The organism is Phycicoccus sp. DTK01 (assembly GCF_017312765.1).
Taxonomy (GTDB): domain Bacteria; phylum Actinomycetota; class Actinomycetes; order Actinomycetales; family Dermatophilaceae; genus Phycicoccus; species Phycicoccus jejuensis.
Window position 1 is genome coordinate 345,638 of sequence record NZ_BOPU01000004.1, and the last position, 22,192, is coordinate 367,829.

20 protein-coding genes and 1 tRNA gene are annotated in these 22,192 nt (G+C 72.7%); 7 read left to right on the forward strand and 14 right to left on the reverse strand.

Annotated features, from left to right (window positions below):
* Positions 1–21: 21 nt before the first annotated feature.
* The 5 genes from J3473_RS11685 to J3473_RS11705 form a co-directional block, all read right to left on the reverse strand.
* Complete coding sequence (locus tag J3473_RS11685; RefSeq protein WP_207023565.1) at positions 22–1,230, reverse strand: ABC transporter ATP-binding protein; 1,209 nt, start codon at positions 1,228–1,230, stop codon at positions 22–24.
* Positions 1,223–2,254, reverse strand: coding sequence for an ABC transporter ATP-binding protein (locus tag J3473_RS11690; protein ID WP_207023568.1), 1,032 nt, complete (start codon positions 2,252–2,254; stop codon positions 1,223–1,225). Before J3473_RS11690 ends, J3473_RS11685 begins: the two co-directional genes overlap by 8 nt.
* Before the next feature lie 8 nt (positions 2,255–2,262).
* Positions 2,263–3,183: an ABC transporter permease gene (locus J3473_RS11695; RefSeq protein WP_030527743.1), complete on the reverse strand. Its 921-nt coding sequence runs from the start codon at positions 3,181–3,183 to the stop codon at positions 2,263–2,265.
* Positions 3,176–4,105 carry an ABC transporter permease gene (locus tag J3473_RS11700; RefSeq protein ID WP_207023571.1) on the reverse strand — a complete coding sequence of 310 codons (930 nt, stop codon included), beginning with the start codon at positions 4,103–4,105 and terminating at the stop codon, positions 3,176–3,178. Before J3473_RS11700 ends, J3473_RS11695 begins: the two co-directional genes overlap by 8 nt.
* Positions 4,106–4,318: 213 nt before the next feature.
* Positions 4,319–5,941 carry an ABC transporter substrate-binding protein gene (locus J3473_RS11705; RefSeq protein ID WP_242525826.1) on the reverse strand — a complete coding sequence of 541 codons (1,623 nt, stop codon included), beginning with the start codon at positions 5,939–5,941 and terminating at the stop codon, positions 4,319–4,321.
* 267 nt (positions 5,942–6,208) lie between these two features.
* On the opposite strand from J3473_RS11705, the gene hisN reads away from it, so the two are divergent.
* Entirely contained in the window at positions 6,209–7,000 is a 792-nt protein-coding gene (hisN, locus tag J3473_RS11710) for a histidinol-phosphatase (protein ID WP_030527740.1), read from the forward strand.
* Here hisN and J3473_RS11715 read toward each other — a convergent pair.
* The 6 genes from J3473_RS11715 to J3473_RS11740 all read right to left on the reverse strand — a co-directional run bounded on the left by J3473_RS11715 (position 6,997) and on the right by J3473_RS11740 (position 15,077).
* The gene (locus J3473_RS11715; RefSeq protein ID WP_207023578.1) at positions 6,997–7,512 is read right to left on the reverse strand and encodes a methylated-DNA--[protein]-cysteine S-methyltransferase; all 516 of its coding nucleotides are present in this window, start codon (positions 7,510–7,512) and stop codon (positions 6,997–6,999) included. The genes hisN and J3473_RS11715 overlap by 4 nt on opposite strands.
* Positions 7,502–8,848, reverse strand: coding sequence for a pitrilysin family protein (locus J3473_RS11720; protein ID WP_207023581.1), 1,347 nt, complete (start codon positions 8,846–8,848; stop codon positions 7,502–7,504). Before J3473_RS11720 ends, J3473_RS11715 begins: the two co-directional genes overlap by 11 nt.
* On the reverse strand, positions 8,845–10,143 hold the full coding sequence (locus J3473_RS11725; protein WP_207023583.1) for a pitrilysin family protein: 1,299 nt from the start codon (positions 10,141–10,143) through the stop codon (positions 8,845–8,847). Before J3473_RS11725 ends, J3473_RS11720 begins: the two co-directional genes overlap by 4 nt.
* A gap of 57 nt (positions 10,144–10,200) precedes the next feature.
* Positions 10,201–11,565, reverse strand: coding sequence for an NAD(P)/FAD-dependent oxidoreductase (locus J3473_RS11730; RefSeq protein WP_207023586.1), 1,365 nt, complete (start codon positions 11,563–11,565; stop codon positions 10,201–10,203).
* A 267-nt stretch (positions 11,566–11,832) separates the two neighbouring features.
* Positions 11,833–11,909: transfer RNA gene (locus tag J3473_RS11735), tRNA-Met, on the reverse strand.
* 96 nt (positions 11,910–12,005) lie between these two features.
* On the reverse strand, positions 12,006–15,077 hold the full coding sequence (locus J3473_RS11740) for a UPF0182 family protein (protein ID WP_207023587.1): 3,072 nt from the start codon (positions 15,075–15,077) through the stop codon (positions 12,006–12,008).
* 103 nt (positions 15,078–15,180) lie between these two features.
* Here J3473_RS11740 and J3473_RS11745 point away from each other — a divergent pair, with 103 nt between their 5' ends.
* Positions 15,181–15,723, forward strand: coding sequence for a PPA1309 family protein (locus J3473_RS11745; RefSeq protein ID WP_030529690.1), 543 nt, complete (start codon positions 15,181–15,183; stop codon positions 15,721–15,723).
* Positions 15,724–15,745: 22 nt separating this feature from the next.
* Here the strand turns inward: J3473_RS11745 and J3473_RS11750 are convergent, their stop codons facing one another.
* Both J3473_RS11750 and J3473_RS11755 read right to left on the reverse strand, forming a co-directional pair.
* Positions 15,746–16,819, reverse strand: a complete 1,074-nt coding sequence (locus J3473_RS11750; protein ID WP_242525827.1) for a PDZ domain-containing protein — start codon at positions 16,817–16,819, stop codon at positions 15,746–15,748.
* Positions 16,816–17,250: a molybdenum cofactor biosynthesis protein MoaE gene (locus J3473_RS11755; protein WP_030529688.1), complete on the reverse strand. Its 435-nt coding sequence runs from the start codon at positions 17,248–17,250 to the stop codon at positions 16,816–16,818. The genes J3473_RS11750 and J3473_RS11755 overlap by 4 nt, the downstream gene beginning before the upstream one ends.
* Before the next feature lie 99 nt (positions 17,251–17,349).
* Here J3473_RS11755 and J3473_RS11760 point away from each other — a divergent pair, with 99 nt between their 5' ends.
* Together J3473_RS11760 and J3473_RS11765 are read left to right on the forward strand one after the other, a co-directional pair.
* Entirely contained in the window at positions 17,350–18,717 is a 1,368-nt protein-coding gene (locus J3473_RS11760; RefSeq protein ID WP_242525828.1) for a zinc-dependent metalloprotease, read from the forward strand.
* The gene (locus tag J3473_RS11765) at positions 18,714–19,295 is read left to right on the forward strand and encodes an NUDIX hydrolase (RefSeq protein WP_207023591.1); all 582 of its coding nucleotides are present in this window, start codon (positions 18,714–18,716) and stop codon (positions 19,293–19,295) included. Before J3473_RS11760 ends, J3473_RS11765 begins: the two co-directional genes overlap by 4 nt.
* Here the strand turns inward: J3473_RS11765 and J3473_RS11770 are convergent.
* Complete coding sequence (locus J3473_RS11770) at positions 19,251–19,799, reverse strand: M48 family metallopeptidase (protein ID WP_030529685.1); 549 nt, start codon at positions 19,797–19,799, stop codon at positions 19,251–19,253. The genes J3473_RS11765 and J3473_RS11770 overlap by 45 nt on opposite strands.
* A 196-nt stretch (positions 19,800–19,995) precedes the next feature.
* Between J3473_RS11770 and J3473_RS11775 the strand changes: the two genes are divergently transcribed.
* From J3473_RS11775 to J3473_RS11785, 3 genes are all read left to right on the forward strand, one after another.
* On the forward strand, positions 19,996–20,157 hold the full coding sequence (locus J3473_RS11775) for a DUF5679 domain-containing protein (RefSeq protein ID WP_013493366.1): 162 nt from the start codon (positions 19,996–19,998) through the stop codon (positions 20,155–20,157).
* A gap of 135 nt (positions 20,158–20,292) precedes the next feature.
* Positions 20,293–20,838 (forward strand): hypothetical protein, encoded by a 546-nt coding sequence (locus J3473_RS11780; protein ID WP_207023593.1) that lies wholly within the window; start codon positions 20,293–20,295, stop codon positions 20,836–20,838.
* On the forward strand, positions 20,835–22,190 hold the full coding sequence (locus tag J3473_RS11785; protein ID WP_242525829.1) for an AarF/ABC1/UbiB kinase family protein: 1,356 nt from the start codon (positions 20,835–20,837) through the stop codon (positions 22,188–22,190). Before J3473_RS11780 ends, J3473_RS11785 begins: the two co-directional genes overlap by 4 nt.
* Positions 22,191–22,192 lie beyond the last annotated feature (2 nt).

The following is a 22,192-nucleotide window of genomic DNA, read 5'->3' on the forward strand; positions in this document are numbered from 1 at the left end:
ACGGGTGACGCGCCGCGCGCGTCAGCGCTGCTGGTCGTCCGTGTCCTGGACGACGCGGCTGGTGTCGGCCGGGGCCTGCGGGTCGGACACGCTCGACCGCTCGACCGTCGAGCGGTCGTCCGGCGCGAGCGAGTCGTCCTGTCCGAGACCGGAACCCACGTCGTCGAGGTCGTCGGTGCTGCTGCTGACGAACCGCTCGTCGGGCTCGAGGTCGCTGACGTCGACCGTCTCGACGACGAGCCGCGGCTCGGCGAAGTGGCACGCCGAGAGGTGGCCGCCGGCGCCGTCCTGGCGCATCTCGAGCTGGGGCTCCTCCTGGCTGCAGACGTCCTGCGCCTTCCAGCACCGGGTGTGGAAGCGGCACCCCGACGGCGGGTTGGCCGGCGAGGGCACGTCGCCGACGAGGACGATCTGCTCGCGCTTGCCGCGCAGGGTCGGGTCGGGCACCGGCACGGCCGAGAGCAGGGCCTGGGTGTACGGGTGCGTCGGACGCGAGTACACCTCGTCCTCCTCGCCGAGCTCGGCCATCCGCCCGAGGTACATGACCCCGACGCGGTCCGAGATGTGCCGGACGACGGACAGGTCGTGCGCGATGAACACGTACGCCAGGCCGAGCTCGTCCTGCAGCTTCTCCATGAGGTTGACGACCTGCGCCTGCACCGACACGTCGAGCGCGGAGACCGGCTCGTCGCAGATGAGCACCTTGGGGTTGAGCGCGATGCCGCGCGCGATCCCGATGCGCTGGCGCTGACCGCCGGAGAACTGGTGCGGGTAGCGGTTGATGTGCTCCGGGTTGAGCCCGACGAGGTCGAGCAGCTCCTGGACCCGCTGCCGGCGACCGCCCTTGGGGACGACGTCGGGGTGGATCTCGAGCGGCTCGCCGATGATGTCGCCGACCGTCATCCGCGGGTTGAGCGACGTGTACGGGTCCTGGAAGACGATCTGGATGTTGCGGCGCAGCCGACGGGTCTCGCGGGCCGAGGCCCCGGACCAGTCCTGCCCCTCGAACTGCACGGTGCCGGCAGTCGGCTCCTCGAGGCGCATGAGCAGGCGGCCGAGCGTGGACTTGCCACAGCCGGACTCGCCGACGATGCCGAGCGTCTCGCCCTTGTGCAGGTCGAAGCTGACCCCGTCGACGGCCTTGACGTGGCCGACGGTGCGGCGCAGCACACCCTTCTTGATCGGGTAGTGCTTGACCAGGTTGTTGGCGCTGAGGACGACCTCAGGCATCGATGACCTCCTCGGCGAAGTGGCAGGCGGACAGCCGGCCGGGGGCGACCTCGCGCAGGGCGGGGCGGTCGGTGCGGCAGATGTCCTGCGCCATCCGGCAGCGCGGGTTGAAGGGGCACCCCGGCGGGATGTTCATGAGGTTCGGCGGCAGGCCGCCGATCGCCGCGAGGGTCTGGCCCTTCTGGTCCAGGCGCGGGATCGACTCGAGCAGGCCGCGCGTGTACGGGTGACCCGGGGAGGCGTAGAGGTCGAGGACCTCGGCCTTCTCGACGAGCCGGCCCGAGTACATGACCGCGATCCGGTCCGCGACGTCGGCGACCACACCGAGGTCGTGGGTGATGAGGATGAGCCCCATCTGGCGCTCCTCCTGCAGCTCCTCGAGGAGCGCCATGATCTGCGCCTGGACGGTGACGTCGAGGGCGGTCGTCGGCTCGTCGGCGATGAGCACCGCCGGGTCGAGCGCGATGGCCATCGCGATCATGATGCGCTGGCGCATGCCGCCGGAGAACTGGTGCGGGTAGGCCTTGACCCGGTCGCGGGCGGCCGGGATCTGCACCCGCTCCATGAGGCGGACGGCCTGCTCGAGCGCGTCGCTCTTGTTCATCCCGCGGTGGACGCGGAACATCTCGGCGATCTGCCAGCCCACGGGGAAGACGGGGTTGAGCGACGAGAGCGCGTCCTGGAAGATCATCGAGATCTCCGGTCCGCGGGTCTTGCGCCGCTGCTCCTCCGGCATCGTCAGCAGGTCCTCGCCGCAGTAGCGGATGTGGCCCTGCGGGATGACCGCCGGCGGCATGTCGAGGATGCCCATGATCGCCTGCGCGGTGACGGACTTGCCGGAGCCGGACTCACCGAGGATGGCGAGCGACTCGCCCTGGCGCAGCTCGAACGAGACGCCGTTGATGGCCGTGGCCACCCCGTCGCGGGTGTGGAACTCGACGAACAGGTCGTCGACCTCCAGGAGGACGCCGTCCTTGGGGGTGTAGGTGTGCCCCGAGGGCTTGGTGTCGGTCGCGGTGCTCATCGTGTCGCTCACCGGTTCTTCGGGTCGAGGGCGTCACGGACCACGTCACCGAGCATGATGAACGCGAGGACCGTGAGGGACAGGAACAGGCTGGGGAAGAACAGCATGTGCGGGGTGGTGCGCATGCCGACGACCGCGGCGCTGATGTCGACGCCCCAGGAGACGGTCGGCGGCTGCAGGCCGATGCCCAGGTAGGACAGCGTCGCCTCCGCCGAGATGTACGCCCCGAGGTTGATCGTCGCGACGACGATCATCGGCGCGAGGGCGTTGGGGACGATGTGCGAGCGCACGACGCGCCACGGGCTCGCGCCCAGGGCCCGCGCCGCCTGCACGTAGTCGTTCGGCTTGACCTGGATGACGCTGGAGCGCATGAGGCGCGCCATGCTCGGCCAGCCGAGGACGACGAGCGCCAGCACGACCTTGAGGACGATGTAGAAGTAGTTGTCCGTGGCCGGCAGCGTGACGAGCACGATGACCGCACCGAGCAGCAGCGGGATGGCGAAGAAGACGTCACCGAGCCGCGAGAGGATCGTGTCGGTCCAGCCGCCCACGTAGCCGGCGAAGACACCGACGATGCCACCGACGAGCGTCGTGAAGACGGTCGTCAGGAGGCCGACGAGGATCGACGCGCGCGCCCCGTAGATGCAGCGGGCGTAGATGTCGTAGCCCTGGATGTCGCGGCCGAACCAGGCGTCGGCGTTGGGCCGCACGCGGGCGTCCCGCAGGATCGCCTCGGTCGGGTTGGTGCTCGTGAACAGGCTCGGGAAGATCGCCATCAGCGTGAAGATCACGATGAGCACGGACGAGACCCAGAACAGCGGGTTGCTGCGCATCGTGCGCCAGGCGTCCGAGGCGAGCGATCGGGCGGGAGCGGAGTCGCCGCCCTCGGGGGTGGACGTGGGGGCTTCGGAGACGGCGGCCTCAGTCATGGCTGATCCTCGGGTCGAGCAGTCCGTACAACAGGTCGACGAGCAGGTTGACGACGAGGTAGACGATCACGAGGAAGGTCACCGAGCCGACGACCGAGGCGCCGTCCCGCACCCGGATCGCGCGGAAGATGTAGCCGCCGACGCCGGGGATGTTGAAGATGCCCTCGGTGACGACGGCGCCGCCGAGGAGGGCCCCGAAGTCGAACCCGATGAAGGTGACGACGGGGATGAGCGAGTTGCGCAGCGCGTGCAGGCCGTAGGCCCGGCGCTTGGTCAGACCCTTGGAGATCGCGGTGCGGACGTAGTCCGAGCGCAGGTTCTCGACGAGGTTGGTCCGCATGAGGCGCGCGACGTAGGCGACCGACAGCGAGCCGAGGACCAGCGCGGGCAGCAGCAGCTCGTAGAACGTGGGGTTGCTCGAGGTCACCGTGACCGGGAACAGCCCGAACTTCACCCCGAGGTAGAGCTGGGCGACGTTGCCGATGACGAAGATCGGGATCGAGATGAGCACGACGGTCGAGACGAGCACGAGGTTGTCGAGGAACCCGCCCTTGCGGATGCCTGTCAGCACGCCGGCCAGGATGCCGACCAGCGCCTCGAACGCGACCGCCATGAGCGCGAGCTTGGCCGTGACCGGCACGCGCAGCTTGAGCTGGTCGGCGACCGGGGTGTCGCTCGCGGTCGTGCCGAGGTCGCCCTTGGCGAGGTTGACGACGTACTTGCCGTACTGGATGGGCAGGGGGTCGTCGAGGTTGTACTTCTCGATGAAGGCCGCGCGGTAGGCCGCCGAGCAGGGGCGCTCACCGCACTTGCCCGCGACGGGGTCGCCGGGTAGGGCGAAGACCATCGCGAAGATGAGGAACGTAGCTCCCAGGATCACGGGGATCATCTGCAGGATCCGCCGGACGATGTAGGTGCCCACGTCACCTCCTTGGGGTTTCGGGACGCGTCGCCGGGGGTCGGGCGAGGGGCGTCGGGGTGGATTACCGGGTTGAACCTAGACCATGCATGCGGGCATCGGTAGCAGGGGACCCGGCCTTTCCCGCCTGCTCTGCCCGGACACGGCCGTCGGCCTGCCAGCTGCTGCTGACAGGCCGACGACTGTGGGGGTCGGGACCTCAGGAGGTCCCGTCCGTCACTTCAGGGCGACCGACGAGAAGTCGATCGTGCCGAAGGCGGTGATCTTCACGCCGGTGACCTTGTCGGACCAGCCCATCGTGGTCTTGCCGTACCACATCGGGATGGCCGGCATGTCCTGCGCGAGGAGCGCCTCGGCCTGCTGGTACAGGCTGTTGGCCTCGGCCTCGTCGGTCGACGCGGCCGCCTGGGTCAGCAGCTTGTCGAACTCCGGGTTGGAGTAGTCACCGTCGTTGGACGACGCGCCGGTCTTGAAGATCGGGGCGAGGAAGTTCTCGATCGACGGGTAGTCCATCTGCCAGCCGGTGCGGAACATGCCCTTCATCTTGCGCTCCGCGATCTGCGTGCGGAAGGTCGCGAAGTCGACGACACCGGTGGCGACGCAGTCGACACCCAGGGCCTGCTTGATGCTGTTGCAGGTGGCCTCGGTCCAGTCCTTGTGCGCGGCGTCCGCGTTGTAGGACAGGGTGATCTTGTCGCCCTTGAAGCCGCCGGCCTCCTGGAGGAGGGCCTTGGCCTTGGTCGGGTCGTAGGTGCAGTACTCACCGCACTGGTCGGCCTTGTAGCCGTCGACGACCGGGGAGACCCAGCCGGTGGCGGGGACGCGGGTGTTGTTGAAGATCTGCTTGATGATCGTGTCGCGGTCGATCGCCATGGAGATCGCCTGACGGATCTTCGGGTCCGCGTAGTTCGGGTCGACCTTGGTGGGCGCGAAGGTGACCGTCTGGATGACGCCGGTCTCCTTCTGCGCGTTGCGGTCGGGGAGGTCCTGCTTGTACTTGTCGTCGATCAGCGCGCTGGTCGGGATCTCGTCCGTGATGTCCAGGTTGCTGGCGATGACGTCGTTGTACGCGGCGTCGGACTCCGTGTAGATCTTGAAGGTGATCTTGTCGACCTTGCCGCCGAAGTCACCGGTGTAGTCGGCGAACTTGGACAGGACGATCGACTGCTCCTTGTTCCAGGCGTCCAGCTTGTACGGGCCCGAACCGATCGGCTTGTCGCCGAAGGCCTTGGGGTCCGAGAAGAAGGCGTCCGGGAGCGGCGAGAACGCCGAGTAGCCCAGGCGGACCGGGAGGTTCGAGACCTTCTCGGTCGTCTTGATCGTGAAGGTGTAGTCGTCGACGACGTTGAGGCCGGTCAGCTTGTCGACCTTGGCCTTGCCGTCACCGGCGCAGGGGTCGTCACCGGTGCCGGTGCACTGGAGGTCGCCGTAGCCCTCGATGGGCTCCATGAAGTAGCCCGAGGACTGGCCGTTGGGCGCGTAGGCGGCGTAGTTCCAGGCGTCGACGAAGTTCTTGGCCTTGATCTCGGTGCCGTCGTGGAACTTGCGACCCTGCTTGAGCTTGATCGTGAAGTTCTGGTTGTCCGTCGTGTCGATGGACTCCGCGAGGTCGTTCTCCGGCTTGGCCGTCTCCGCGTTGTAGTGCACGAGCTTCGAGAAGATGGCGTCGATGACGTTGCCACCGCAGGTCTCGGTCGTGTTGCTCGGGACGAGAGGGTTCTGCGGGTTGCAGCCGCGGACGGTGATCTCGCCGCCCGTCTTGCCGCCGGCCGCCGAGCTCTGGTCGCCGCCGCTGTCCCCGCTGCCACAACCGGCAGCGAGCAGAGCAACGGCGGACATGGCCGCAACGGCGACCGTGCGAGCAGTTCCTCGCATGGATGTCCTCCTGTGACGTGGTGCCACCCGAGGTCGGGTGGGCTTCTCCGTGAGGATGCCCCGGTCGGGTGCATCTCCCTGACAACGCCCTCCGGCGTGCCCGCACCACTAAAGACCAGAACCTCCACAGAGGGAAGTTCCGTGGCGCACCGAGACCCGATTGTGACCGAAGTGCGACCGCGCCGTGCCGCACGCCGGAAGATCTTCGGCCGCGGGCGGCCGCGGGGTAGGTTGAGCCGCGTGCCGGGCTACGACGACGACCTCCGCCTCGCCCACGTCCTCGCCGACGCCGTCGAGCGGCTGACGATGGAGCGCTTCCGCGCCGAGGACCTCCACGTCGAGACCAAGCCCGACCTCACGCTCGTCAGCGACGCGGACCGCGCGGCCGAGGAGCTGCTCCGGGCCCAGCTGAAACGCACCCGCCCGCGGGACGCCGTCATCGGCGAGGAGATGCCCGACACCGGCGCCAGCCCCCGGCAGTGGGTCGTCGACCCGATCGACGGCACGCACAACTTCGTCCGGGGCGTCCCGGTGTGGGCGACCCTCATCTCCCTCGTCGACCACGGCGTCCCGGTCGTCGGCCTCGTGGCGGCGCCGGCGCTCGGTCGTCGCTGGTGGGCCTCGCAGGGCACCGGCGCGTGGTCCGGCCGGAGCCTGACGAGCGCCCGGCGGCTGCGGGTCTCGGGCGTCTCGACGCTCGACGACGCCTCCCTGTCGATCTCGAGCACGACCTCCTGGGAGGCGGTCGGCCGCCTCGACCCGATGCTCGACCTCGCGCGCGCCTGCTGGCGCGAGCGGGCGTACGGCGACTTCTGGTCCTACATGCTCGTCGCCGAGGGGGCGGTCGACATCGCCGCCGAGCCCGAGCTCTCGACGTACGACATGGCCGCCCTCGTCCCGGTCGTCACGGAGGCCGGCGGTCGCTTCACCTCGCTCGACGGGGTCGACGGCCCGTTCGGGGGCAACGCCGTGGCCACGAACGGCCTGCTCCACGACGAGGTGCTGGCCCGCCTCTCCCGCTAGGGCTCGAAGAGCGAGCCCTGGTCGGCCTCGGTGGCGACGCCCTCGAGGTGCAGGAGGAAGGCCTTGCGCTGCAGCCCGCCGGCGTAGCCGGTCAGCGTGCCGTCGCTGCCGACGACGCGGTGGCACGGCAGGAGCACGGGCAGCGGGTTGGCGCCGTTGGCGGCCCCCACGGCCCGGGACGCGCCCGGCGGCAGGCCGAGCCGGGCCGCGAGCGCCCCGTAGGTGGTCGTCGTGCCCCACGGCACGAGCGCCAGCTCGCCCCACACCCGCCGCCGGAAGTCCGTGCCGTCCGGGCGCAGCGGCAGGTCGAACCGGGTGCGCTCCCCGGCGAAGTACTCGGCCAGCTGCCGGCGGGCGGCCGCGAGGACGGGGTGGACGCGGGGGGCTCCGTCGTCCACCGGCCCCTCGGCGTCGAACCGGACCGCGACGAGGGCGTCACCGTCCGCGACGAGCTCGAGCGCGCCGACCGGCGAGCCGACGACGAGCGAGGTGGTCCCGGCGTCAGCGGGCAACCGTCGTCACCGGGACGGGCACCCGGCCCTCGAGAGCCGGCACGATGCTCGCGGCGTCGCCGACGAGGACGACGGTCCACTCCCCCGTCGCCACGCGGCGATAGGCGGTGTCGAGGTCCTCGACGCCCAGCTCGCGCAGCGCCGCCAGGTTGCGCGTCGTGAAGTCGAGCGGCAGCCCCTCCAGCGCGAGGGCGGCGGTCTCGTCGGCGACCGCGTCGGCGGTGGCGTACCGGCCCGGGGCGGTCTTGCCGACGAAGTCCACACCGGAGCGCAGCTCGGCCGGGGTGAACCCCTCCCGGGCGTCGGTGAGGATGCCGAGGAGCAGCTCGAGCGCCTCCCCCGTCACCTCCGAGCGCACCGACCCGGACGTGACGAACGAGCCGCCCGCGACCCGGGGCCGGAAGGAGGCGCGGACCCCGTAGGTGTATCCCTTCTCCTCGCGCAGCACGGCGTCGAGGCGCGCGTTCGGGGAGCCGCCGACGACGAACGCGAGCACCGGGTGGGGCGCCCAGCCGTGCGGCGTCGAGCGGTCCGGGCCCGGGCAGGACACGGCGATCTCGGTCTGGACCGAGCCCGGCCGGTCGACGACCACGACCCGCGCCCGGTCGGCGGCCGGCCGCGGGGCGACCGGCCGGCTGCCCGGCTCGTGGCGCGGGGCGTCCCACGCGCCGAGGGTCGCGGTGAGCACCTCGAGGGCGTCGGTGCCGGTGAGGTCGCCGGCGAGGACGACGGTGGCGTCCTGGGGGCCGACGCGCCGGGCGTGGTGCTCCACGACGGCCTCGCGGGTGATCCGGCCTATCGACTCCACGGTGCCGGCGGCCGGGCGCGAGGCCCGGTCCCGCGGGTCCCACAGAGTCGCGGCCACCTCCCGTGCCGCACGGTGCGCGGCCGAGGCCCGTTCCTGCTCGATCTCGGCGAGGCGCCCACGCAGGATGCGCCGCACCTCCGCCTCGGGGAAGACCGGGTGCGCGAGCGCCTCGGTCAGCAGCCGGGCCGCCGTCGGCAGGTGCGCCTGCGGGACGTCGACGTCGACGAGGAGGCCGCCGTCCGAGACACCGGCGCCGAGCGCCATCCCGTGCCGCTCCATCAGCTCGGCGAACTCCTCGGGGCCGTGCTCGGCGGTCCCCTCGTCGAGCAGCCGCGCGGTCATCGACGAGATGCCCTCGAGCCCCTCCGGCTCGTCGGCGAGGGAGCCCGGGACGACGACGCGCAGGGAGAGGACGTACTGGCCGGGCAGGTCGTGCAGGAGCAGGCGGACCCCGTTGGGCAGGAGGTGCTCCTGCGCCGCGGGGAAGACCCAGGGCTCGGGGTCGAGGACGGCCGGGCGGGTGCTCACGCGACCGCCTCCGTCGCGTCGGCGTCGCCGGAGGCGTCGAGGTAGGCGACCACCGCCCGGCTCTCGGGACGCAGCCAGCGACGGGTCACCTCGACGACGCGCTCGGCCGTCACGGCGCGGACCCGGTCGAGGTGGGTGTTGACGATCTCGGGGTCGTCGTGGAGCAGCGCGTACCGGCTCAGGAGGTCCGCCCGCTCCTCCTGCGACGCCAGGGCCGACAGCCACGCCCGCTCGGACTGGGCGATGGACGCCTCGAGCTCGGCCTCGGTCGGGCCGTCGGCCGCGAGGCGCTCCAGCTCCTCGACGAGCGCCGCCTCGAGGTCGGTGGGGTCGGCGTCGGGGGCCGCGTCGATGACGACGAAACCGAGCGAGACGCCGTCGACGAACCCCCACGCGGTGGCGTGGGCGCCGACCGCGCTCTGCTCGCGCCGCACCAGCCGGCGCACGAGCCGCGAGGTCGACAGGCCGCCGAGGCAGTCGAGCGCCACGGTGGCGGCGACGAGCTCGTCGGTGCCGTCGACCGGCAGCCGGAAGGCGACGTGCAGGCGGTCGTTGGGCACCTGCTCGCGCCGCTCGACGCGGACGGGGGCCGTGAGCGGCTCGAGCTGCGCGAGGGTGGGCCGGGGCTCCTCCGCCCGGGACTCGATGCCGCCGAAGTAGCGCTCGACGAGGGCGAACCCCTCCCCCGGCTCGACGTCGCCGCACAGCGTGACCACCGTGTTGTCCGGCGCGTAGTAGCGGCGGAAGAACGCGTGCACGTCCTCGAGCCCGGCCGCGTCGAGGTCCTCCATCGACCCGATCGTCGGGTGGTGGTACGGGTGCCCCTCGGGGAAGACGGTCGCGTAGACGTCGATGAGCGCGGTGCCGTACGGCTGGTTGTCGTACCGCTGGCGCTTCTCCTCCTTGACGACGTCGCGCTGGTTGTCGAGGTTCTCCTGGGTCAGCGCGTCGAGGAGGTGGGCGTGCCGGTCCGCCTCGAGCCAGAGCGCGAGCTCGAGGGCGCCCTTGGGCACCGTCTCGAAGTAGTTGGTCCGGTCGAACCACGTCGTCGCGTTGAGCCGGCCCCCCTCGGCCATGAGCGCCTCGAAGTGCTCGCCGCTGCGGACGTTGCGCGACCCCTGGAACATCAGGTGCTCGAAGAGGTGCGCGAACCCGGTGCGGCCCGCCTGCTCGTGGCGGGAGCCCACACCCACCCAGAGGTTGACGGTGACGTTCGGGACGGTGTGGTCCGGGGAGACGACGACACGCAGCCCGTTCGGGAGCGTGCGCCGGTGCACCGGGTAGTCGAGCGGCATGGCCGTCACCCTAGGTCAGCGGCGCCCCCGCGTCCCAGCCCCGGGCAGGACGCGGGCTCAGCCCGCGTCGCGCAGCTCGTCCTTCGGGGTGGAGCGCAGCTCGTCGCCGACCTGGAGCATGGCCCGCCGGCCGAACACCTGCTGGTGCGTGGCCACCCGCTCCGCCCGGCCGCGGCCGAGGAAGCTGACCGCCCAGTGCAGCAGCGTCGTGATGCGGTTCTTGAAGCCGATGATGTACACGAGGTGCACCCCGAGCCACAGCAGCCACGCGAGGAAGCCGTGGAAGCGCAGGCGGCCGATCGAGGCGACGGCGCTGAAGCGCGACACGGTGGCCATCGAGCCCTTGTCGAAGTACTCGAACTCGCCCTGCGAGGGCTTGCCGTCGAGCCGGTGCGCGATCTCCTTGGCGGCGAAGCGCGCGCCCTGGATGGCGACCTGCGCGACCCCGGGGAGGTCCTTGAGCGCGATCATGTCGCCGACGACGAAGACCTCGGGGTGGCCGGGCAGCGTGAGGTCGTCCTGCACCTTGACCCGGCCGGCCCGGTCGAGCTCGACGCCGGACTGCTCCGCCAGCTGCTTGCCGAGTGGGCTGGCCTGCACCCCGGCCGCCCAGACCTTGGTGAGCGTCTCGATGCGCGTCACGTGGTCCTGGCGGTCCTTGTACGTGAGGCCGTCCTCGTCGACACCCGTCACCATCGCGCCGGTGCGCACGTCGACCCCGAGCTCCTGGAGCCGCTTGCGCGCCGCCCCCCCGAGGCGCTCGCCGAAGCTCGGCAGGATCGTGTCGGCCGCGTCGAGGAGGATGACGTGCGCCTGGGTCGGGTCGATGCGGCGGAAGTCGTGGCGCAGCGTCCGGCGCGCGAGCTCGGCGATCTGCCCCGCCATCTCGACCCCGGTCGGGCCGGCCCCGACGACGACGAAGGTGAGCGCGCGGCGCACGTCCTCCTCGCTCGTCGCGAGCTCGGCGAGCTCGAACGCGCCGAAGATGCGGCCGCGCAGCTCGAGCGCGTCGTCGACCGACTTCATGCCCGGCGCGTACTCGGCGAACTCGTCGTGGCCGAACCAGGACTGGCCGGCGCCGGCCGCGACGAGCAGCGAGTCGTACTCCGTGACGGTCGTCGTGCCGAGCAGCTCGGAGGTGACCGTGCGCGCCGTCAGGTCGACGTCGGTCACCTCGCCGAGGATGACCCGGGCGTTCTTCTGCTTGGCCAGGACCTCGCGGGTGCTCGGGGCGATCTCGCCCTCGGAGAGGATCCCCGTCGCCACCTGGTAGAGCAGCGGCTGGAAGAGGTGGTGCGCGGTGCGCGCGACGAGGGTGATCTCGACGTCGTCCCGGCGCCTGAGGGCCTGGGTGCCGAAGAGGCCACCGAAGCCCGACCCGATGACGACGATCCGGTGCTTGCGGTTCAGGGGGGTGGTCACGTCGGTGTCAACGTGCTCGGCGCTGTCGGTATGCCGGGGCTGCGGCGTGCTGGGGGTCACGGCGGAGGTCTCCTGGGGCTGGGCGCGGGTGGGGCGTGCCCGCGCGGGCGGAGGGAGCGTCGGCGGTCCCTGGTGGGTGGGGTCGTCCCCCGATCATCCCGGCTCGGCCGTGGTCGTGGGGCCGTCCGTGCCGGCGGACCCGCGCTCGCATCCCGCCCATGACATCGGCCCCGACCGGCTGTCGCCGGTCGGGGCCGATGTCATTCGTGGTAGCGGGGGCAGGATTTGAACCTGCGACCTCCGGGTTATGAGCCCGGCGAGCTACCGAGCTGCTCCACCCCGCGTCGTGGTGAGTCGCACCCCGGGGGGCGCGCTCGGTATGTCTCGAGGTTAGACGATGGACTCCGCCGGGACCAAATCGGCCCCGGCGGAGCCCTGCGTCATCCGGCGCTGGCGGTCGTCGACGCCGACGGCGCCGGGGACGGCGAGGCCGACGGGGACGCCGAGGGCGTCGGGGTCGGCGCCGTGGTCCCGAGCTGGCGGGCGAGCTCGTCGGCCTTGGCGATCGCCGCGGACAGCTGCTTCTGTGCCTCGCCGTACGCGGTGAAGTCGCTCTTGCTCAGCGCCTCCTGGCCGGCCTGGTAGGCCGCCTGGATCTCGGCGATGGCCGCGCTCAGCTGCTGCGGCAGACCCGTGCCGGGGTCGGTCGGCGTGCCGCCGCCGCCCCCGCCGTCGCTGCCGCCGCCGTCGTTGCCGCCCGTGTCGCCCTGCCCCTCGCCGAAGAGGCCGGTGATGGCCTGGTCCAGCGTGTCGCCCCAGGCGACGTTCGAGCCGTACACGGCGACGGTGATCTTGTTCTGCGGGAACGAGCCCGAGCCCTCCGAGGCCTGCACGTAGACCGGCTGCACGTAGAAGGTGCGGCCCTGCAGGGGGAAGGTCAGCAGGTTGCCGAAGGTCAGCTTCTTGCCGCCGCTGGAGTTGTTGGTGATGTACTGCGCGAGGCCCAGCTGCTCCGCGGGGTTCTGCGAGCGCACGTTGGAGTTCTGGATCTGGTTGCGCACCTGGCCCGGTCCGGACGGCGCCTGGTTCGAGGAGTACTCGACGAGCCGGAGCTTGCCGAAGTTCTCGGCCCGCTCCCCCGCGGTCGACCCGGCGTCGGCGTCGACGGCGAGCAGGCCACGGAGGATCTCCCGGCCGCCCTCGGCGTTGCTCGCCGGCACGAACGGCGAGGTGATCGAGAACGAGGCGCGGTCCTCGCCCGGCAGCGCGATCGACTGGAACACCACGGGGATGTCCTGGGTCGACAGCGAGGGGTCGCGCGGCACCCGCCAGCGGTCGTTGCCGGTGTAGAAGTCGTCCGGGTTGGTGATGTGGTACTCGTTGAGCAGGTCGCGCTGGATCTTGATGAGGTCCTGCGGGTAGCGGATGTGCGACATCAGGTCGCCGGAGATCTCGGAGATCGGGCGCACCGTGTTGCCGAAGGCCTGGCTCCACGCCTTGAGGATCGGGTCGCTCGTGTCCCAGCCGTAGAGCTTGACCGAGCCGTCGTACGCGTCGACGGTCGCCTTGACGGCGTTGCGCACGTAGTTGGCCTCGCCGGTGCGGACCTGCACGACGTTGCTGCGCTGGGCGACCGAGTCCGACGTCGCGTTCGCGAGGTCGACGAGGCGGCTGTTCGGGTAGGCCGACGAGGTCGTGAAGCCGTCGACGATCCACTGCACCCGCCCGTCGACGACCGCCGGGTAGACGTTGCCGTCGAGGGTCAGCCAGGGCGCGACGCGCTCGACGCGCTCCTGCGGGGTGCGGTGGTCGAGGATGCGCGAACTGTCGTTGACCGCGTTGGAGAGGAAGAAGTTCGCCTCGCGGTACTTGATCGCGTACGCGAGCTTGCGGAACGTCGAGCCGATCGAGACGCCGCCTCCACCGCTGTAGGTGTTGTTGACCGACGACCCCTCCGAGGAGCCCGGACGGTCGTACTCCTTGGCCTGCGCCCCGGCGGGGGCACCGACGACCGAGTACGACGGCGACAGCTCGCCGAAGTAGATCCGTGGCTCGTACTCACCGAGGTTGTTGCGGGTGCCGCCCTCGAAGAAGACCGGGTCGCCCTCGGCGGTGCGCTGGTTGCCGTACGCCGCGTAGAAGCCGTAGCCGTGGGTGAAGACCGTGTGGTCGTTGATCCAGTTGCGCTGGCTGTCCGGCAGGCCCGAGAGGTTCATCTCGCGCACGGCGACGACGGCGTCGTTGACCCGGCCGTCGATCGTGTAGCGGTCGACGTCGAGGGTGTCGGGGAAGGCGTAGAAGTCGCGCTCGCCCTCGAGCTGGCGGAAGGTCGGTGCGACGACGTTGGGGTCGATGACGCGCACGCCGGGGATGGCCTCGGCGTTGGAGCGCAGCGTGTTCTCGGACGGCGCCTGCGCCGGCACCGTGTTCTCGATCCGCTCGACGCGGTCCAGCCCGAAGGCCGCGCTCGTCGCCTTGATGTTGCGGTCGATGTAGGTCGCCTCGAGCGAACGCTCGGAGGGCCGCACCCGCAGCGACTGGATGAGCGCCGGGTAGATCGTGCCCGCGACGACGGCGGTGACGACGAGCAGCCCGACCCCGATGATCGGCAGCCGCCAGCTGCGGCTCCAGATCGCGGCGAGGAAGAAGATCGCGCACATGATCGCCGCGACCGCGAGGATGGCCTTGGTCGGCAGGACCGCGTTGGCGTCGGTGTACGTGATGCCCGTGAGCAGCGACCCCTTCTGCGTCGAGAGCGAGTAGCGGTCGAGCCAGTACGACCCGGCGCGGGTCAGCGCGATGAGCGCGCCGACGACGCCGAGGTGCACGTAGGCGGCCCGCGTCGACGGCCCGCGGCCCGGCAGCTGGAGGCCGCCGTAGACGTAGTGGGTGAACGCGCCGGCGAGGAAGGTCAGCACGAGCACGACGGTCAGGAAGCTCACGAGGAAGCGCAGCCACGGCAGCGTGAAGACGAAGAAGCCGACGTCGAGGCCGAACTGCGGGTCGGTGACACCGAAGGGCTGCCGGTTGGCCCAGAGCAGGTACGTGCGCCAGGCCCCCATCGACCCCGAGCCCGCGAGCAGGCCGAGGACGCCCGGGATCGCGAACAGCGCGATCCGGCGCAGCGGCTCGATGGCCTGGCGGTACTGCTCGAGCACCTGCTGGGCCGGCGTCACCGGGACGTAGATCGGCCGGGTGCGGAAGGCGACGACGAGCGAGGCCGCGACCGCACCCGCCGTCAGCACGAACGCGAGGACGAAGATGACCGCCTTGGTGGCGAGCTCGGTCGTGAAGACGCTGCGGTAGCCGACCGACTCGTACCACCAGACGTCGGTCAGGAGGTCGGCGGCGATGCCGCCGACCACGGCCAGGCCGATGAGGACGAGCAGGGTGGGCAGCAGCGGGCCCCTCCGGCGCGGCCGCGCGGGGCGGCCTCCCTCGGCGGCGCGCCCGGACCCGTCATCGGGTCCGTCCGGGCGGTCGCGTCCGTCGAACCAGTCCGAGCGACTCACAGCTCTCCTCGTCCCGTGTGCCGGGGTCGTCGTGCGATGGGTGAGGTCAACCTATCTCGCACACCCGAACGCGCGGAGGGCGGGAAAGGTTGCGTCGGGCACCATGGAGCCCGTGAGCCCCGACCGACGCCCCGTCACCGACCCCCTGACCCTCGCCGCGCTCGACACCGAGCGGCACGTCGCCCGCTCCGGGTGGGACCAGCCGGTCCGGCTCTTCGCGCTAGTCCACACCGCCGAGCTCGTCGAGCGCGAGCCGCAGCTGGCGCAGGGTCTGGCCACCCACGACGCGGTGGCCGGAGCCCTCTCGGCCATCGAGCAGGACGAGCTCCCCGAGGCCACCGGGCTCGAGGAGCTGCTCGGCCGGATCGCCTGGCCGGCGGAGGTCGCCGGCTGCGCGGTCGCCGTGGAGCGGGTCGTCCTCCCGCCGGCCGCCGAGCGCGACCTGCCCGAGGACCCCGAGGAGGCGGTGCGCGCCGTCGCCGCGCACCCCGACCGCGCCGACGTGCGCCTGCTCGTGGCCGTCACGCGCGACGGCGCCGCGCGCTGCCTGCTGCGCCAGCGGGCGCACGACAGCGACGACGAGGTCGCCCTCGGCGAGGACCTCGCGCCGGGCATCGTCCACGCCCTGCGCGCGACCCTGGACTGAGCGCCCCGGGCGACCGGCCGGCTCAGCCGCAGCGCGGCAGGCCGGCGGTGTCGCCCTTCGCGATGCCCTCGACGGCGGTCCTCGCGTCGTCGAACGTCGTCACCTTGAGCAGGGTCATCCCGTCCGGCACGTGGCCGACGGCGTCCGCGCAGTCCTGCGCGGGCGAGAGGAACCAGCGGGCGCCCGCCTCGTGGGCGCCGGCCATCTTCTGCCGGATGCCGCTGATCGGTCCGACCGCTCCGCCGTCGGCGATCGTCCCGGTGCCGGCGATGCGCTGCCCGCCGGTCAGCGCGCCCGGCGTCAGGGCGTCGTAGATCGCGAGGGTGAACATCAGGCCCGCCGAGGGCCCACCGACCTGGCCGGTGTTGAGGGTGACGGAGACGGGCAGGTCGTAGTCGGTGCGCAGGAGCACGCCGATGACCGGCTGGCCCTGGACGTCGCCGGTGGTCACGGACAGGCGCTTCTCGAGGCCGTCCCGATCGACGACGAGCGCGACCTCCTCCCCCGGCCGGTGCTCGCGCACCGCGCCGCGCACGGCGTCCGGGTCGGACGCGTCGACCCCGTCGACGCTCCGGAGCACGTCGCCCTTCTCGAGCACCCCGGCCGCCGGGCTGCCGTCCGGGACGTCGGCGATGGCGACGTGCGTCGTCACCTGCTTCCCGAGGGCCCGCAGGGCGGTCGCGGCCGCGACGACCTGGGACTCGTTCATCAGCTCGACGTTCTGCTCCTGGACCTCGTCGGCGGTCGTGTCGTCGGGGAAGTAGTCGCTCTCGGGGGCGGTGTCGCTGTCTCCGCGCCACCACGCCTCCGCGAGGTCGTAGATCGTCACCGTGCGTCCGGGACCGCCCTCGAAGGCGACGGTCGTGAAGTCGAGCGCGCCCTGCGTCGGGTACGTCTGCGCCCCCTGGACCGACAGCACCGGCTTGCCGTCGACCTGGCCGAGGACGTTGGTGGCCGGGCCGGGCGACAGGATGACGTAGGGCAGGCCGACGAACGTCATCCCGGCGGCGAGGACGACGAGCACGAAGAGCGAGGTGAGGAGGGTCGCGGCCAGCCGGCCGCCGCGCGCGGACGGCGGGGGGACGCCCAGGCTCACGGCAGCCCCACCCACTCGGTCGAGCCGTCACCGAGGGACTGGTGCTTCCAGATGGGCGTGCGCGCCTTGAGGGTGTCGATGACCGCCCGGCAGGCGTCGAAGGCCTGGCCGCGGTGCGGCGCCGACGCCGCGACGACGACCGCGAGGTCGCCGATGGCGAGGGTCCCGGTGCGGTGGACCGCCGCCACCCGGACGGCGTCCGAGGACGCGAGGACGTGCTCGCACACCTCCTGCATCGTCGCGAGGGCGCTCGGGTGCGCCGAGTACTCCAGCCCCGTCACGGCGTCGCCGTGGTCGTGGTCGCGCACGAGCCCGACGAAGAGCGCGACGCCACCGCACGCGGGGTGGCGCACGGCGTCCAGCGCCTCGTCGACGGACAGCGGCTCGTCGCGGACCGCGACGAGCGCGACCGCGGAGTCATCGGTGGCCAATGGGGCTCCTCGGGGGACGGCCGCCGGAACGATTCGCGCGCGGCCGTGGTTGGGTACGACAGACGCCCATCCTCTCATCCGACCTGCAGGAGACCGGCCGTGACCGACCACGCCGACGACGACGAGACCCCCGACCTCCCCCCGGAGCTGGAGCAGATGCTGCGCGGCCTCACCGGCGGCGCCGAGCTCGACCCGCAGATGGTCGCGATGATGCGGAACATGGGCCTGGACCGGATCGACCCGCAGATGCTCCAGATGGTCATGTCCCAGGTGCAGGCGATGTTCGCGGCCCCGCCCGGTGACAGCACGCTGGACCCGGCGCTGGCCACCGACACCGCGCGCAAGACCGTCGCGGCCGCCGGGGACGCCCTCGCGGCCGAGGCCGACCGCCGGGCCGCCGCCGAGGCCGTGCACGTCGCGAACCTCTGGCTCGACGCCGTCACCGACCTCACCGCCCCCGCGCTGCGCGGCACCGCGTGGAGCCGTGCGGAGTGGGTCGAGGCGACGATGCCCGTCTGGACCGACCTCGTCGAGCCGGTGGCCGAGGGCGTGACCGACGCCGTCACCGCGGCCATGACCCGCCAGCTCTCCGACCTGCCCGAGGACGCCCTGCCCGCGGGGATGGCCGGGATGCTCGACCAGGCCGGCCCGATGCTGCGCCGCATGCACGGCTCGATGTTCGCCCTCCAGCTCGGCCAGGGCGTCGGGACCCTCGCCGGCGAGGTCGTCACCGGCTGCGAGGTCTCGCTCCCGCTCGTGCCCGCCCCCGACGTCGTCCTCATGCCGCAGGCCCTGCGCGAGCTCGCCGACGGCCTCGAGGTCGACGAGCCGCAGGCCCGCCTGTACCTCGCGGTGCGCGAGGTCGCCCGGGTGCGCCTGTTCGCCGACGTGCCGTGGCTCTCGGCCGGCCTGCGCGCGGCCGTGCGCGACTACGCCGGCGACATCACCATCGACACCGACGGCATCGAGGAGGCGGTCCGCTCGATCGACCCCTCCGACCCCCAGGCGGTCCAGGAGGCGCTGCAGGGGCGGCTGTTCAACCCGCAGCACTCCCCCGCGCAGCAGGCCGCCCTCGGCCGGCTCGAGACGCTGCTCGCCCTCGTCGAGGGCTGGGTCGACGTCGTGACCGAGCGCGCGGTCGCCGGTCACCTGCCGGCCGCCGACGCCCTCGGCGAGGCCGTGCGCCGGCGCCGCGCGAGCGGCGGCCCGGCCGAGAAGGCCTTCGGCTCCCTCGTCGGGCTCGAGCTGCGTCCGCGCCGGCTGCGCGACGCCGCCAACCTCTTCCGGGCGCTCGAGGACCGGGCCGGTGCCGAGGGCCGCGACGCCGCGTGGCGCCACCCGGACCTCGCGCCGTCCTCGGCCGACCTCGACGACCCGCTCGGCTACGCCGAGCGGTCGACCACGCCGGCCACCGACGACCTCGACGCCGAGCTCGACGCGCTGCTGCGCGGCGAGGGCGACCGGTGACCGACCCCGTCGACCCCGCCCACGAGTACGCCCACCTGCACGCCGACGCCACCGCCGTCCTCGACCGCTGGTCGGCGCCGGACGCGGAGCAGGAGGAGCTGCGCCGCGGCTACCTGGCCCACCTCGCGGCGCACCCGGACGGCGTGGCCAAGGCCGGGCCGCCCGCGCACCTCACCGGGTCCTGCCTCGTCGTCGACGCCACCGGCGAGCACGTCCTGCTCACCCACCACCGGCGGGCCGGGCAGTGGTTCCAGCTGGGCGGCCACCTCGAGCCGGGCGACGCGACGCTTTATGACGCCGCGCGGCGCGAGGCCCGCGAGGAGTCCGGCATCCCCGACCTCGAGCCGCTGCCCGCGCCGGTGCAGCTGGACCGGCACACCCTCGAGGGCGACTTCGGGCGCTGCCGCGAGCACCTCGACGTCCGCTACGTCGCCCGGGCCGCCGCGGACGCCGTGCCGCGGGTCAGCGCGGAGTCGCACGACGTGCGCTGGTGGCCGGCCGACGCGCTGCCCGAGGGCACCCGCGCCGAGCTCTCACCCCTCGTCGAGGCCGGCCGCCGGGCCCTCGGGCTCCTCTGAGGTCGGCATCCCCGAGGCGTGCGCGAGCCCGTCGAGGAACCCGCGGGCGCGCTCCAGGCGCGGGTAGGAGCCCAGCAGCCGCCAGAAGGCCGGGCCGTGGCCGGCGACGAGCAGGTGCGCGAGCTCGTGGAGCAGCACGTAGTCGAGGACGTGTGTCGGGACGTCGCGCAGCCGGTCGGAGACCCGGATCGTCCCGTCCGTCGGGGTGCACGAGGCCCAGCGCTTCTCCATCGTCGACACCCACCGGACGCTGCTCGGCCGCGCGTGCCCGCCGAGGTAGCGCTCGGACAGGCGGGCGGCCCGGGCCGCGAGCGCGTCGTCGCCGAGGGCGCTGCGGGTGTCGCCGCGCTCGAGCCGCGTGAGCATCCGCTCCACCCAGCGGGCCTCCTCGGCGGCCGAGAACGAGGCGGGGATGAGCACGACCGTGCGTCCGCCGTCCCGGTAGGCGCTCACGGTGCGGCGGCGTCTCCGGCTGCGGCGGACCTCGACGTCCCGCGTGGCCACCCCCCGACTCTACGCACTGCGGTGACCGTGGGGCCGGTGGGACGCGCGTGACCAGCGAGGACGCCACGGCCCGCCCCGGCCGCGCGTCACGTGGGCAGCGACCCCCCGCGTGGCTAGTGTGGGACGGTCCAGGCCGCCCCCGGGGGGCGGTACACCACTCCGGACGGGTTCCCGGCCGGTGACAAGGAGTACGTCGATGGCTGACGAGACCTACAAGGGCGAGTTCTACTGCGTGAAGTGCAAGGAGAAGCGCGAGGCGGAGGGGAAGGTCGTCGTCTCCGAGAACGGCCGGCGGATGGCCAAGGGGCAGTGCCCGGTGTGCGGGACGAACCTCAACCGCATCCTCGGGAAGGCCTGAGCGGCCGACCCTCGACGACGGCCCCGGACCACGACGGTCCGGGGCCGTCGCCGTGCCCGGGGCCTGTGGACGACGCCCGCGGTGGAGGCGCCCGGCCGGGCAGGATGCCGCCAGGGGTCCGGGCAGGAGGCAGCGATGGAGCGGGTGCGGGTCGTCGTCGACGGGTGGGGTGTGCTCGCGTCCGAGACCGCGGGCCGGCTGCGCCGCTGCGGGGTGCCGGTGCGCGCCGGGGCGCACGAGGCCGACGCCACCGAGCTCGCGCTCGTCGCCGGCCTGCCCGGGCCCGACCTCGTCGTGCTCGTCGCCGAGCACGGGCCGCCCGAGTGGTGGAGCGCGCCGTGGCTCGGGGCGCCGTGGCAGGCGCACGACGTCGCCCTGCTGCCCGTCGTCCGGCACACCGCGGGGGTCGACGTCGGTCCGCTCGTGCTCCCCGGCCGCACGCCGTGCCTCGTCTGCGTCACCCCGCCCCCACGGCCGCCCGGTGCGGCGGCGGCGCTCGGGGCCGGGGCCGTCGTGCTCGCCGCCGCGGTGGCCACGGTCACCGCCCTCGCGACCCTCGCCGGGGACGCCTCGCTCGGCGGCGTCTCGACCGAGATCGGCCCGCAAGGCACGACCGTCGTGCACCGGGTCTGGACCTCCCGGCCCGGGTGCGGCTGTGCGTCGGTGAGAATGGCGGGGTGAGCGAACGCGACCGGGAGATCCCCGGCTCCTCCATCGCCCGGGCCGCTCGGCTCGCGGGCCTGCCCCTCGGCCACGCCGGGCGGGCCGCCCTCGGCATGGGCAAGCGGGTGGGCGGCAAGCCGGCCGAGGCCGTCGCCTCCGAGCTCCAGGCCCGCACCGCCGAGCAGATGTTCGCGGTGCTCGGCCAGCTCAAGGGCGGCGCGATGAAGTTCGGCCAGGCGCTGTCGGTCATGGAGGCCGCGATGCCCGAGGAGGTGCTCGGGCCCTACCGCGCCACGCTGACCAAGCTCCAGGAGTCGGGGCCGCCGATGGGCGCCGATCGCGTGCACGGCATCCTCGCCCAGGAGCTCGGGCCGCGCTGGGCCACGACCAAGCTCGTCGAGTTCGACGACGTCCCGGCCGCCGCCGCCTCCATCGGCCAGGTCCACCGCGGCGTGTGGCGCGACGGCCGCGAGGTCGCCGTCAAGATCCAGTACCCCGGGGCGGGCAAGGCGCTGCTCTCCGACCTCAACCAGCTCTCGCGGATGGCCCGGATGGCCGGCTCGTGGGTCCCCGGCATCGACGTCAAGCCGATCATGGAGGAGCTGCGGGCGCGGATGAGCGAGGAGCTCGACTACTCGCTCGAGGCCCGCCACCAGCGGCACTTCGCCCGCGCCTTCCGGGACGACGAGGACGTGCTCGTCCCCGACGTCCTCGTGGAGTCGCCGCAGGTCCTCGTCACCGAGTGGGTCGAGGGCACGCCGCTCGCCCGGGTCATCGCCGACGGGACGCCGGAGGAGCGCGACGAGGCCGCCTCGCTCTACCTCGAGTTCCAGCTGCGCGCCCCCACCCGGGCCCGCCTCCTGCACGCCGACCCGCACCCGGGCAACTTCCGGATCACGCCCGACGGGCGCCTCGGTGTCCTCGACTTCGGCGCGGTCAACCGCCTCCCCCAGGGCATGCCGCCCGAGATGGGCGAGATCCTCACGGCGAGCCTCGCGGGCGACGGCGAGGGGCTCGTCGCGGTCCTGCGCCGCGCCGGCTTCATCCGCCCCGGCATCCAGATCGACCCCGACGGCCTCGTCGAGTACCTCCAGCCGCTCGTCGAGCCGATCCTCCACGAGCAGTTCACGCCCACCCGCGAGTGGCTGCGGGGCGCGGCTGCCCAGATCCAGGACCCGCGCCGGCCGCAGTTCCTCATCGGCCTCAAGCTCAACCTGCCGCCCGACTACCTCCTCATCCACCGGGTGTGGCTCGGGGGCATCGGGGTGCTCAGCCAGATCGGCGGCACGGTGCCCCTGCGCGAGATGGTGTGCGCCTACCTGCCCGGCGTCGACGAGTCCCGCTTCCCCCCGGACCCCGACACCGCCTGACC

Excerpts from the sequence above, each read along its gene's own strand:
- J3473_RS11685 (WP_207023565.1), bottom strand. The coding sequence starts at position 1,230 with ATGCCTGAGGTCGTCCTCAGCGCCAACAACCTGGTCAAGCACTACCCG.
- J3473_RS11690 (WP_207023568.1), bottom strand. The coding sequence starts at position 2,254 with ATGAGCACCGCGACCGACACCAAGCCCTCGGGGCACACCTACACCCCC.
- J3473_RS11695 (WP_030527743.1), bottom strand. The coding sequence starts at position 3,183 with ATGACTGAGGCCGCCGTCTCCGAAGCCCCCACGTCCACCCCCGAGGGC.
- J3473_RS11705 (WP_242525826.1), bottom strand. The coding sequence starts at position 5,941 with ATGTCCGCCGTTGCTCTGCTCGCTGCCGGTTGTGGCAGCGGGGACAGC.
- J3473_RS11725 (WP_207023583.1), bottom strand. The coding sequence starts at position 10,143 with ATGCCGCTCGACTACCCGGTGCACCGGCGCACGCTCCCGAACGGGCTG.
- J3473_RS11745 (WP_030529690.1), top strand. The coding sequence starts at position 15,181 with ATGGAGCCCGTGAGCCCCGACCGACGCCCCGTCACCGACCCCCTGACC.
- J3473_RS11775 (WP_013493366.1), top strand. The coding sequence starts at position 19,996 with ATGGCTGACGAGACCTACAAGGGCGAGTTCTACTGCGTGAAGTGCAAG.
- J3473_RS11780 (WP_207023593.1), top strand. The coding sequence starts at position 20,293 with ATGGAGCGGGTGCGGGTCGTCGTCGACGGGTGGGGTGTGCTCGCGTCC.